This window comes from Wolbachia endosymbiont of Drosophila pseudotakahashii, from assembly GCF_026015925.1.
Taxonomy (GTDB): domain Bacteria; phylum Pseudomonadota; class Alphaproteobacteria; order Rickettsiales; family Anaplasmataceae; genus Wolbachia; species Wolbachia pipientis.
In genome coordinates this window covers 1,174,179-1,187,371 of sequence record NZ_CP110359.1, presented here as the reverse complement: position 1 = coordinate 1,187,371, position 13,193 = coordinate 1,174,179, and the positions used below count along the sequence as shown (strand labels likewise).

Annotated in this window: 6 protein-coding genes and 3 pseudogenes; 3 read left to right on the top strand and 6 right to left on the bottom strand. The window is 36.7% G+C overall.

Annotated features, from left to right (window positions below):
- From uvrA to ONI09_RS07020, 4 genes are all read right to left on the bottom strand, one after another.
- Positions 1-2,796, bottom strand: coding sequence for an excinuclease ABC subunit UvrA (uvrA, locus tag ONI09_RS06185; protein WP_265013974.1), 2,796 nt, complete (start codon positions 2,794-2,796; stop codon positions 1-3).
- Between the two features lie 425 nt (positions 2,797-3,221).
- Complete coding sequence (locus tag ONI09_RS06180; RefSeq protein ID WP_186809131.1) at positions 3,222-3,371, bottom strand: hypothetical protein; 150 nt, start codon at positions 3,369-3,371, stop codon at positions 3,222-3,224.
- Between the two features lie 50 nt (positions 3,372-3,421).
- The gene (locus ONI09_RS06175; RefSeq protein WP_006279733.1) at positions 3,422-3,934 is read right to left on the bottom strand and encodes a hypothetical protein; all 513 of its coding nucleotides are present in this window, start codon (positions 3,932-3,934) and stop codon (positions 3,422-3,424) included.
- 95 nt (positions 3,935-4,029) lie between these two features.
- Positions 4,030-7,137, bottom strand: coding sequence for an AIR synthase-related protein (locus ONI09_RS07020; protein WP_265013973.1), 3,108 nt, complete (start codon positions 7,135-7,137; stop codon positions 4,030-4,032).
- Positions 7,138-7,245: 108 nt separating this feature from the next.
- On the opposite strand from ONI09_RS07020, the gene ONI09_RS06165 reads away from it, so the two are divergent.
- Entirely contained in the window at positions 7,246-10,053 is a 2,808-nt protein-coding gene (locus ONI09_RS06165) for a WPE palindromic element domain-containing protein (protein ID WP_265013972.1), read from the top strand.
- Positions 10,054-10,169: 116 nt separating this feature from the next.
- Here the strand turns inward: ONI09_RS06165 and ONI09_RS06160 are convergent.
- Positions 10,170-10,793 (bottom strand): annotated as a pseudogene (locus tag ONI09_RS06160) (transposase); the annotation flags it as partial.
- Positions 10,794-10,850: 57 nt separating this feature from the next.
- Here ONI09_RS06160 and ONI09_RS06155 point away from each other — a divergent pair.
- Together ONI09_RS06155 and ONI09_RS06150 are read left to right on the top strand one after the other, a co-directional pair.
- Positions 10,851-11,672: pseudogene (locus ONI09_RS06155) on the top strand (IS5 family transposase).
- An 88-nt stretch (positions 11,673-11,760) separates the two neighbouring features.
- Positions 11,761-12,620 (top strand): IS630 family transposase gene (locus ONI09_RS06150; RefSeq protein WP_264705388.1). Its coding sequence is split into 2 segments (ribosomal slippage): positions 11,761-12,085 and positions 12,085-12,620, totalling 861 coding nucleotides; the frame shifts between segments, so codons are not numbered across the junction.
- 28 nt (positions 12,621-12,648) lie between these two features.
- Here the strand turns inward: ONI09_RS06150 and ONI09_RS06145 are convergent.
- Positions 12,649-13,032 (bottom strand): annotated as a pseudogene (locus ONI09_RS06145) (IS66 family transposase); the annotation flags it as partial.
- Positions 13,033-13,193: the final 161 nt, after the last annotated feature.

Here is a 13,193-nt window from a genome sequence, read left to right as displayed (position 1 = left end):
TTATAATAAATATGTTTTAAGATACCTGCCTGTAACACTTTCTGGAATTTTTACCACTTCTTCTGGAGTTCCAGTAGCAATCACTTCTCCGCCTTTTATTCCGCCCTCTGGTCCGATGTCTATTATATAATCTGCAGTTTTTATAACGTGCAAATTGTGCTCGATAACTATAACAGTGTTTCCCAGATCGACTAATCTATGGAGTATTTTTAGTAAGTTATTTATATCTTCAAAGTGTAATCCAGTTGTTGGCTCATCAAGAATATACAATGTTCTTCCGGTAAATCGTTTTGATAGCTCCTTGGACAGCTTTATTCGTTGTGCTTCACCCCCAGACAGCGTTGTTGACGACTGTCCGAGTTTTATATAGCCAAGCCCCACTTCCTGCAAAGAAATCAACTTTTCTTTTACCATTGGAAGGTTTTCAAAAAAATCACAAGCTTGATCTATCGTCATATCAAGGACATCAGAGATTGATTTTTCTTTATAAGTAACTTCCAATGTTTCCCGATTATACCTTCGCCCTTTACACTGCTCACACTTCACATAAACGTCCGGTAGAAAATGCATCTCTATCTTTAAGTGCCCATCACCTTTACAAGCCTCACACCTTCCCCCTCTGGTATTAAATGAAAACCGGCCTATACTATATCCCCTTGCTTTTGACTCCGAAAGACCTGCAAACCAATTTCTTATATGAGTGAACATACCAACATATGTTGCTGGATTTGACGCAGGAGTTCTACCAATTGGCGACTGATCAACTTCTATAACTTTATCTATATATTCAAGGCCTTCTATTCTATCACACTGACCATACCTTGCAGACGAATGATGTATCTTATGTGCTGAATATTTATATAACGTTTCTATGACTAAACTTGATTTTCCCCCTCCTGATATTCCAGTAACACAAATAAGATTCCCTATAGGAAATTTAACGTTCACATTTTTTAAGTTATTTTCACATGCATTTATTACTTTTATGAACTGAGTTGCTTGCTTTCTTCTCCTTGGAATTAAAATTTTTTTCTCTCCACTCAAATATTGCCCTGTTATGCTCCCCGAATTTCTTTGCACCTGGTCTGGTGTTCCTTCTGCAACAACTTTTCCACCATTTACGCCAGCTCCAGGACCAATATCAATCGCATAATCAGCAGCCATTATTGTATCTTCATCATGCTCAACAACGATTACAGTGTTACCCATGTCTCTCAAGTTTTTCAGTGTAGCAATTAACCGATCATTATCGCATTGATGAAGGCCTATCGAGGGTTCATCAAGCACGTACAGCACTCCTGTTAAACCAGAGCCAATTTGTGAAGCAAGTCTGATCCTCTGACTCTCACCGCCAGAGAGAGTGCTAGATTCTCGATCAAGCGTTAGGTAATTCAACCCTACATTCTTTAAAAATGCTAGCCTCTTGATTATTTCATTTAATATTTTACTTGAGATCTGCTTCTGTTGTTCTGTGAGCTTGTCTGGCAAATTTTCAAACCACTTAAGGGATTCATCGATGCTGAGCCTAGATATTTCACCTATATGTTTGCTATCAATTTTTACTGTAAGCGCTTCTTTTTTCAATCTATAGCCAGTACATTCTCTGCAGTGAGTGACAGAGCAATATCGCTCAACAAGTGTTTCATCATAATCCATCTGGTTCTCCAAGATACTGATCAAACCTTGAAATTTATTAGAGCCAAAGAGTATCATATCTTTTACTTTTTGATCTATGTTCTTCCACGGAATATCAAGGTTAAATTTGTAGTTTTCAGCCAGTGATAGAATTGCACTTTTTAGAAATCCATAACCTGTGTGCACTTGACGGAACATTGATCCCACTGGCTTTAAAGCACCCTCAGATATTGAAAGAGTTTCATCCGGTACTATTAGCTTTATATCAACACTTAGTTTTTTACCAAGCCCATTACACGAACCACATGCACCGTAAGGGCTGTTAAAAGAAAATAATCTTGGTTCTATTTCCTCAAGAGTGAAACCAGACTCGGGGCATGCAAAATTCTCTGAAAAAGTTAGAATTTGACCATTTTTATACTCGGAATTATGGTTGTCAGGTAGGTTTACTACTTCTACATACATTAGACCATTACCAAGTGTTAGTGCGGATTCTATACTACTTGGCAGTCGATTTCCTATATCGCCCAATATTGATATTCTATCTGCAACCACAAAAACGTCGTGTTTCTTGTTCTTATCGAGTTTAGGCAAGTCATCTACATTGTACACTTCACCATCTATTTTGAACCTTACGTAACCTTGTCTTTTAATTTCCAATATCTCTTTAAGATGTTCTCCCTTTCTACCACGCACAACAGGGGAAAGTATATATATCTTAGTTTCTAAAGGTAACGCAATTATAGTGTCTACAATTTGAGACACCGTTTGTTTTGTTATTGGTAATCCAGTTGCAGGTGAATAAGGAACTCCTATTCGTGCATATACTAAGCGCAAGTAATCGTAAATTTCGGTAACAGTTCCAACTGTTGACCTTGGATTTTTTGAGATCGATTTCTGGTTGATAGATATTGCAGGAGAGAGACCTGTAATCGACTCAACATCTGGTTTATCCTGAATGTTGAGAAATTGACGCGCGTAAGCTGACAGGCTTTCAACGTACCGGCGTTGGCCTTCTGCATAAATCGTATCAAATGCAAGGCTAGACTTGCCAGAACCACTTAGCCCAGTTATAACAACTAGCTTATTTTTCGGTATATTGACGTCTACACCTTGCAGATTATGTTCCCTTGCGCCCTTAACTCTGATAAAATCGTCCATATTATACCATATAGCGTATTAACCATTATAGCCTCAAAATACGTGAATTTATAGTGATATATTGATTTTCTATTGATTTTTTCAACTGTTACGGAAAATTAGGCAGCGTTTGATAAATCGTCATTCCGCTACTTGTTAGCGGCTGAGATACCGCGACGGTATGAAGGTTAAGTAGGCCAGTGCCCTGATGATGTCATCCCAGTGTCAAGCACATAGCTGTACGAACGTTGTAGTTTAGGAGCAATTCCCACCAGTGGGCCAGTGCCCAGACACTGGTTCTATGCAACTTAATTAAAAACGTTTGTTTTAGCGTAAGACAACTACCTTTAGCTCATCAGCTCAGTTATAAGCAAAATTTCTGGATTCCAGACTGGAATGACACCATTTGCTGTGCAATTTACCTTCAAAAATGAATGTTCGTACAGCTATGTGTCAAGCACTGGGATGACACCATTCTTTTTTCTGGATTCCAGACTGGAATGACACCCCCCTGATAGGCTCAAATCATAGTGTTTGTACAGTTGTGAGTTTAGGCTACCTATAAATTCTAAACTGTTGTTACGTATTAGGACCACCAAATACACCCCCAGGACCCAAAGTCAGTTTAGCTATATCAGAAAACAGGTTATGTGGAAATCTTAAAATACTTCTTGTTCGCCAAGCAAAATAAATACATTCCTACAAACAAGCAGATGCTCAATACTGACACATAAGAAAACTTAAAAATTAAATCTCTAATGTATATTGATAAGCATTTACCTGCAGAAAATTTGTATAGTAATCCAACACATACAACGGCACTATCAACCACTGATGCTATAATTAAAGTAATGAAATTTGCCATATGAAAATTCAACTTGGACTTCAATTTTTCAAAAATAATTATGCTTGAGAGAAGAGATACTAAAATTGCAGTATATGAAATCAATATCATCAAATTAAAACTTTGCCATTTAAAAACACAACATAGCGCTGTACACACTATTAAGTTGTACGTAGCTTTGCTTCTGCCATAAAATTCAACCATTGAATTTACAACTAAAGCAGCTCCCACAAATAAGGCAGCACATATCATCAATTTATTTGAAGTGTTGAGTAAAGAAAGACTGATAAACAGGAGTATCGATAAAATAGACATAATTACCTACCCAAAATTAATAACATACATTCATTCTAAATAAACATTACATATAGTAAAAGAGTTATTTAGCATAATAAGAAAAATATTCTATATTAGCATGCCACATCTTTCAGATCTACTTTTAAAACATCCTTTATGTTTAGCACCTTTTTCTCTGTTACTTTGCCAATACATGAATAAACTGTACCTTCAAACAATTCTTCAAACCTCTTCTGATTTTGTGGTGCAATAGTAACCAAAATTCTACTTTGCGATTCAGAAAACATTATTATCTTGTTTATTATGTCTGTATTTTGTATTTTTCCTATTGGCACTAGTGAAAGATCGATTTCAGCACCAAGGTCTCCTGCAATTAGCGATTTTGCCAGAGCAATAACTAATCCGCCTAAGTTTGGTGCAATTGCAGAGGCAATTATGCCATCTTTTATTGCCTGGTTGTAACGCTCATACAACTTCCTAGCGCTCTTTGCATCAACTTTTGGTACGTTGTTATTACCTATTCCACTATATAACTGATATTCAGATCTACCAAGTTCATCAAGTGTTTCTCCAAGTACATATATCAAGTCTCCCGGCATTTTCACATCAAGCGATACCGCATTTTCAATATTTTCTATAATTCCAATTGCTGAGATGAGTAATGAAGGTGGTGCGGAGATTATCACTTTCTCGCCATTTTCATCATATCCCTTGAAGTCATTGAACATACTGTCTTTTCCGGATATGAATGGTGTTTTAAATGCAGTTGCAAAGTCGTAACAAGCCTCTGCAGCTCTCTTTAGCTGCCATAGCCTTTCTGGATTATAAGCATCACACCAGCAAAAATTGTCGAGCAACGCTAGATGATTTATATTTCCTCCTGCGGCTACATAGTTGCGTATCGCGGTGTCAATTGCACATGCTGCCATGTGGTAGGTGTCAATTTCTCCATAACTTGAGCCAAATCCTTGCGATTTTACAACACCTTTATTTGAAGAAAGAACAGGCCTTGAGACAATAGCTTCGCTGCACATTCTTCCCTTGCCTTGCAGTGGTTTTAACACTGACGATCCTTGAACCTCATGATCATATTGCACCACTATGAACTCTTTGCTGCAAATGTTTGGTCTGCTCAGCATTTCTTTTAGTTCAGTTTCTTGGCTTGATGTCATGCAAGTAGCTGACACGCAAAGGGTGTCATGCAAGTAGCTGACACTGGAATCCATTTCGCATTCAATTCCACCATTAGATGAGTTTTGGCGTAAAATGTTTGCAGGCTTTACCTGCTGGATCCCAGTGTCAAGCACTGGGATGACAGGAAAGGATACAGCAGACTCCTTAGACCACGGCTTTGTCTGTAAATGCACTTTAGGATTACCATCATGCAGAAATTCAGTTCCGATATCCATTATTACTTTCCCTTTAGGACATTTAACAACAGCTTTACCACTCTCATTGAACTCTCCAATCACACAAACCTCCACATCATGTTTTTTCATGATTTGCTTAAACATAGGGAGATTTTCTTCTGGCACTGCTAAGGTCATTCTCTCTTGTGATTCTGATATCCATATTTCCCACGGAGCCATACCATCGTTTTTAAGGAGAACCTTGCTCAAATCAACTTCAAATCCGTCTTTTCCCATTTCACCAATAGATGATGATAGACCGCCTGCTCCATTATCCGTTATTGCATTATAAAGATCAAGATCTCTTGCTTCCAAGGCGGCGTTGGATAATTTTTTTTGTGTTATAGGGTCACCAATTTGCACAATTGTTGAAGGGCTGTTTCCCGACAAAGCCTCTGAGGAAAACGTTGCACCGTGAATTCCGTCCCTTCCAACTCTTCCGCCAATAATTACGATTTTATCGCCGTTTTTAGGCCCTTTGATGTGTGAAGGTGCGTTATTTATGTTGCGTGGAATAATTCCGACACTGCCAACAAAGACTAACGGCTTTCCACAAAATCTATCGTCAAAATATACCGATCCAAGTTGTGTTGGAATACCAGAGCAATTACCAGCAACATTAACACCGTGAATCACTTCTTTCATTATATATTTTGGCGGTAAGATCTCATCAGTGCGCTCTTTATCCCTATAAAACTTGCCTTTTGCTTCTTTGGCAAAGCAAAAGTAATAGGTATTCATTATAGGCTCTGCGCCTTTACCGAAACCAACTATATCACGATTTACTCCAAGCACTCCAGTCATTGCTCCACCAAATGGATCAAGAGCTGAAGGGCTATTGTGAGTTTCAACTTTATCTACAATCAAGTAATCGTCATCAAAAATTACTCCTCCTGCGTTGTCAGAGAAAACTGACACACATATGTCAGAATTTATATCACGCGTTGCACGCTTGATATAATGTGCGTATAGGCCATCTTTTATTTCATCAATGGGAGAGCAAAAGATATTGTGCTTACAATGTTCAGACCAAGTTTGTGCTAGGGACTCAAGTTCAATATCATATGGATTTCTATTAAGTTTTTTAAAGTGATCCTTTATAGCTTTCATTGCTGCCAGAGAGAGCCCTAAAGTGCCATTACCATCGATTCCATCTCTGCTGATCTTTTCAAGCTCTTGGTCACTTACATTGAGGTCAACGGACTTAGTACTATCCTCTGTCATCCCAACCCTACCTTCTGTCATTCCAGTGCTTGACACTGGAATCCAGTTTTCATTATACAATTGCTTGAAATTTTCTGGATCCCAGTGTCTGGGCACTGGGATGACACCTTTTAATTTACCGTAATGCCTCCAATAGCAATTGCCGTTTTCCTTATAAACAAGAATGCAATACTCAGTGATAGGATTAAATTCTTGTTTTATATCATCTTCAGTTGCTTGACTTAGAATCAATTTTGAACTTCTTGCTTTTATACAAACATTTTCATCAATGTAGTCCTTGTTTATTAAATATTCTCTAACAATTTGTTTCGCTGTGTTGCCTACATTGTCAGTCATGCCAGGTAAAAAGCTTATCTCCAAGCCCCACTTTGCTTGTGGTTCTATGAAGTTATATTGAACTTCTTCAAGGTTTTCATTGTAGGAATAATGACGGCAGTCTTGTATGACTTTATTATAAAATAGCCCACAAATTTCTTCATGTAATTTTGATGGTAATTCTTTGCTTATGTAAATCAAGTAAACATTAACTACCCTTCTGCGGCCAACTTGTTCACATTTATTTAAAACTTCTATTCTGATGTTTGCCATGTAATATTGTGAAAGACTTTAATATATCATAGCATAAGAAACTGCGAGCACATTTATATTTTAAATAATTTCTATACAATAAAAGTATTGTATTAATTGTTACTGTTAGTGGGAAGAGTTTTTACTGTTAATGTGGATGAATCCCTTTTTGATGTGCTGGTTCAGCACATATTTTCTGAATATGAAAGAGAAAAAATTCCCGAGATAAAGGTCATACTTCCTTGCAAGAGGGATGTGATAGCGCTGCTGAGTGCATTCAAGAATTATAACGCTGAAAAATGCATAATTTTGCCAGAGATAGTTTCGCTAGAGAACATTGATGAGGAAGATTTAATATTAAATCTTGATAGAGTTAAAGTTATAAGTCCAATAAAAAGGACGCTGCTACTCATTCAATTCATATTGGAATGGAATAGAAAAAATAATGATAATTTCCCAATTGATTTAGCTTATAGCCTGCCATCATTGCTTGATAAAATTCAATCTACCCAAACAACGGATTGTTATCAATTTGATGAACATTCAAAAAAAATAGAGAATTTCATAAGCTTACTCACTGAGACTTGGAGTAAAACTTTAAAAGATTTAGAAGTAGTAGATATATTAAAACATAAGAGTGATTACATAAACAACATGATAACCTCTTTACAAAAAGACCAACATATAATCTTTGTTGGAATTGGAAAGGATAAGTCGTTAATTAAGGCTATATATGATCTGCCATTTGGAAAAATAATTTTGCCTAACCTGAATTTGAAAATTAAAGAGAAAGACTGGAAATTGCTTGATAAAAAACACTATCAATATTGCCTGAAAGATCTACTCGATTATTTAAAAGTGGATAGAAGGGATGTTAGTTTTCTGCCAGAAGCGTGTTCTGGTGTCATCCCAGTGCCCAGACACTGGGATCCAGAAAACTTAACTTTAAATGAGCGCACCAGGTGGCTGTATAATGAAAACTGGATCCCAGTGTCAAGCACTGGGATGACAGAAGAAAGGGCTGGGATAACAGGAAGTCCTGAGGAATATCTAGATTACGTCTTTGATACAACTGCCGATCTAAGCAAAGTTAGTAGTGGACATGTTGGCAATATTGAAGTCATCACTTGTGATTCCAGAGAGGAAGAAGCACAAGTGACATCATTAATTATAGAAAATGAAGGTTATGAAAACATTTCTTTGGTCGTCTTTGATAAATTACTTGCAGCTCGTATAGCATGTTTATCAAGGCAACACAGTGCCATACCGGAAAATTACCCTTATATAACGCTTCTGCTTTATAGTACCGAAGTTTTGACCTCAAATTGGAGCAGTGTGTCATTACTTTCGCTCCTTAAACATAGGCTAGTGACTTTTGGTTACACTCAAGAAGAGTACACTCGGATTTTATCTGAATTTGAAATAGAGATATTACGCAACTTTAGTACAAATGGCCTGAGCGATATTATAAATGCTATCAATGCCCATAAAAAGCTAAAATACAAAGAAGATATATTAATTATTATCAGTAAGTTAGAGGTTATATTTAATCCTTTACTTCGTTCTATAAATTGCTCTATTTTTGATGTGGTAGCAACTCATTTGCAGTGTATTAATATATTATCTGGTATAAATTTTTCAGAGCTAAATAGTGAAATAGGTAATTTTACCTGTAATTTCTCAAATGCATGTGAGGGTGTAGGAATTAAATGCTCCTTAGAGTTATATAGCCAAATTCTGACCTTATTTTTAGAGAAAGAGTTTTTCTCTGTAGTAAGTGACTTGAATAAATTCAGCTTATATCACAACAAAGTTGTAATACTTGCTGGATTTAATGAAGCGCCAAGCTTTCAAAATCCGCTTTTGAATGCATTTACGAGAGAAAAATTTAATCTTCCTTCCGTGCAAGAAGAGCAGGGGTATTTTTTTTATACTTTACACAATTTGTTTTGTGCAAGTAAGGTTTATATTACAAGATCGCTAAGCCATAGAAAACCAATTCTATTGCAGCGTTTGGAAATTCTACTCAAGGAGGGGAAGCAGCCGTATCGTGATTGGCTAAGGATATTAAATACGCCTGAATGTACTGTTCCATGTACTCAGCCTATGCCAAAACCTCAAACCGAAGTTAGAAAAGAAAAAATGCAGGTGATATCTTGCAGTGCAATAGAAAAGCTAATTCGTAATCCTTATTCATTTTACGTTGAATATATACTGGGCCTTAAACAATTAAGAGACTTGAATTTTAAGCCATCGATATTGGAATTTGGCACTATGGTACACAACATTCTTGCAAGATATTTACGCAACAAAAAATCTCCAATGAGCATTGTACGAGAAGCATTCTCGACTAGTCAGTTTAATTTTTCAAATATGTGGTGGGTAAGACTACAAAAGATAATTCAATCTTTTGTCGAATTTGATGAAACTCGAAGCAATTATGTTGAGTTGGAAAAGAACTTTTCCTGTCCGATATTTCATATTCCAGCGCGTGACACTGGTTCTTGTGATCAGTATGAAACTGCTTGGATGACAAATAAGCCACAAGAAATTTCACTGACAGCAAGATGTGATAGAGTTGAGTATCTATCAAGTGGGCAAGTAGCAATTATAGACTATAAACTTGGTTCACCACCTTCCAATGAAGAAGTGATGTCGGGGTTTTTTCCGCAATTAATTTTACAAGCCTTAGCGGTAGAACATATAACAAAAAGAGAAGTCTCAGAACTTGCTTATTGGAAACTTGATTATGATAAAATAAAAGTTATTTCTATACAAAATTATAGATACAAAATGCAAGAATTAAAAAATGATCTGCCTGATTTTTTATCTAACTATTTAAGTAATTCCACACCCTTTATTGCCTCTCCATATTTTGATAAATTCCTGAGATTTAACAGCTATAAACAGCTAGAAAGGGTAGGAGAGTGGTTGTAAATGGTGTCATCCGAGTACCTGATACTGGTTTCTATCCAAAAGGGTGTCATGCCAGTGCGTGACACTGGGATGGCTTTGTTGCATCACACTTTATGAGATGGTGATTTATGGTAAATTCATGTAACTATCTCAAATTTAGCCATACCAATATCAGTGAATTTATTAAGCAAATAGCATTTGATTAGCAGTTCTTTTTCTCGATTTATCTCAGATTTATTCCTAAAACTAAATCCGAATATTTGCTTTAATCTTGAGAAAAACCCTTCAATATAAGATCTTTTCCCATAATTTACTTCTTTTTTCCATTCTTTCATGCCATCTTCACCGTATAATTTTATTAACCTAATAGCAGCATTCCTGTCAGACATATAATCTATTTCTGGATGTTCTGCCGCATTGTTTATTGGTGGAATTTTTGTCTTTATATCATATTTGTTACACAACTTATAAAACTTGTGCCTATCACATGCTCTATCTGCATATAGTGCTTTTATGGCATGCTGAAAATCAACTTCTTTTAGCAAATCACAAGCTCCATAGTGATCAGAGTAGACACCATTACTGTATTTTACAGCTATGGCTTTTTTGTTGTTTATATTCAACATTACGTGCAATTTTCTCGTTTGCTCATAGCCACGATATTTTCTGTCAGTGCTATTTTCCTTGCTGTGACCAGGAGTGTTGTTGTATATACTAATTCCTGTACTGTCTATAGCAATTTCGATATCTTCCATATTAGAGGTTGTCCACAAACCAAGGAATACGTAGTATATAAAGAAAGAATATTGAGGTAAGAGATGAGGAAAAAATATCCAACAGATTTAAGTAAAAGGGAATGGGCAAGAATAGAAAAACACTTCAGAGTATCGTACAAGAAAGGAGGAAGGCCACCAAAATACAGTAAGTGTGAGATAGTAAATGCAATTCTTTATATACTGCGCACAGGATGTCAATGGCGCTATTTACCACACGATTTTCCGCCGTGGAAGGCTGTGCATGAACAGTTTAGAAGATGGAAAAAGCAGGGAATTTTTGAGAAAATGAACTATGATATCACTAAATATAGTAGGTCAAAAATGGGAAGCCGAGCGCATGCATAGTGGACAGTCAATCGGTAAAAACCACGGAAAAAGGGAGGTCAAAGGTTATGATGGTGCGAAAAAGGTAAAGGGGAGAAAAAGACATATAATCACAGATACTCAAGGATTTGTGCTTGGTTGCTATGTAGGAGCTGCAAGCGAAAATGACAGAGATGGGGTGAAGATGGCATTGGACAATATGAAGCAAAAATACAGCAATATTAAGAAAATGTGGGCTGATATGGGATACCAAGGAAAAGATTTAAGGATTACGTAAAGAGAGAATATGGGATAGATATTGAAATTGTCAAAAGGCCTCCATGTAGGTTTTGGGTGCATAAAGATACACCACTAGAACTATTGCCACAACGGGATCCTGGATTTTCAGTACAGCCGAGAAGGTGGGCGGTAGAGAGGACTTTTGCTTGGATCAATAGAAATAGAAGGCTATCAAAGGAGTACGATTTACTTACAACATCTACTGAAAGTTTCATATATCTGGCTATGAGTAAAGTTATGTTAAGTAGGGAATATGCTTGATTTACTGGTTTGTGGACAACCTCTTATAGCTCTTTCCATAAAAGTCCGGATGTGATAGGATAAGGATAGATGATGATGAGGAGGTTGAATGCCAGCAGCATATAGTTATGATTTAAGAAAAAAAGCAATGGAAGCGCTAGACGAAGGAGAAAGCAGAGAAACAGTGGCAGCAAGATTTAAGATTGGACGAACTACTTTATGGGAGTGGCAGCAAAGAAGAAAAGAAACAGGAGACTTTCAATCAAAAAAACTTGGAAATGGGGGTTACAATCACAAAATTACCGACTGGGATACCTTTGCCAAATTTGCCAGAGAACACGGAGGAAAGACTCTATCGGAAATGGCTAAACTTTGGAACAACGTTAGTATCCAAACGATCTATCGAGCCCTTAAAAAAATTGGATTTACGCGCAAAAAAAGACATATGGATACAAGGAAAGAAACGAAGAAAAACGTGCTGAATTTTTGAAAATTATAGCGACAAAAGAACCTAAAAACTTAGTGTATATAGATGAGTCTGGCATTGATAACACCGAAGACTACCCCTACGGATATTGCCAGAAAGGACAGCGGTTTTATGCCTTAAAATCTGGAAAGAAAACTCAACGAATCAGTATGGTTGCAGCCTTAAGTGGAAGAAAGATAGTTGTTCCGTTAACCTTTGAAGGCCACTGTAATATGGATGTTTTTAATGGATGGTTTGAGCAATTTTTGACACCGATCTTGGAACCTGGACAGACTGTCATTCTTGACAATGCTACTTTTCATAAGTCTGATAAGATTATCGAGCTTGCTAAAGGGGTTGGTGCAGAAATTTTGTATCTGCCGCCTTATTCTCCAGATTTCAACAAAATTGAGCATCATTGGTTTGCTATAAAAAACAGAGCCAGGAAAAACATTCCTCTATTCGAATCCTTTCGTCGTGCTGTTGATTCTGCCTTCCTATGACCTGTTTGGACTATTATGAGAAATGCTATACTACATAAGGCCTAATTTCCGGAAGATCAACTTTTTGGTGAACATAAGGTTTTTCGCATATTACAAGCTCTCCTCCGCATTCGCAAATATTAGGCAACTCTATTTTTACTACTTTATCCGCTTCCATTGTAGCATGAAAATTTCCTTTATGCCCAACCTGATCGCCAACATTCCTTTCGCTTTTTGGCTTGTCCTTTTTTGTTTTGTACAATTCTTTAGAGCTCGGTAGAGATGAATTTTTCGAGTTTAAACCAAGCCTTTCCTTTAATTCAGCGTTCTCTATCTTTAAAGCTTTATTTTCTGCTTTTAAGTTTTCTATCTCTGCTTTCAGTTTTTCTATTTTTTGCTGTAAATTTTTGCAAAGTTCTAAAAGGTTTACCACATTACCTCACTTTTGCTCTATGATTATCTTTTTAGATCACTTTGTCTACCTTATTCTACCACTCCGCTGAACGGATACCTTGGGTTAGCTATAGCTAACACCACAATTGTACTAACATTGTGATTTGAGAACAACCTTCACCAGAAAGGGTGTCATTCCAG

Excerpts from the sequence above, each read along its gene's own strand:
- uvrA (WP_265013974.1), bottom strand. The coding sequence starts at position 2,796 with ATGGACGATTTTATCAGAGTTAAGGGCGCAAGGGAACATAATCTGCAA.
- ONI09_RS06175 (WP_006279733.1), bottom strand. The coding sequence starts at position 3,934 with ATGTCTATTTTATCGATACTCCTGTTTATCAGTCTTTCTTTACTCAAC.
- ONI09_RS07020 (WP_265013973.1), bottom strand. The coding sequence starts at position 7,137 with ATGGCAAACATCAGAATAGAAGTTTTAAATAAATGTGAACAAGTTGGC.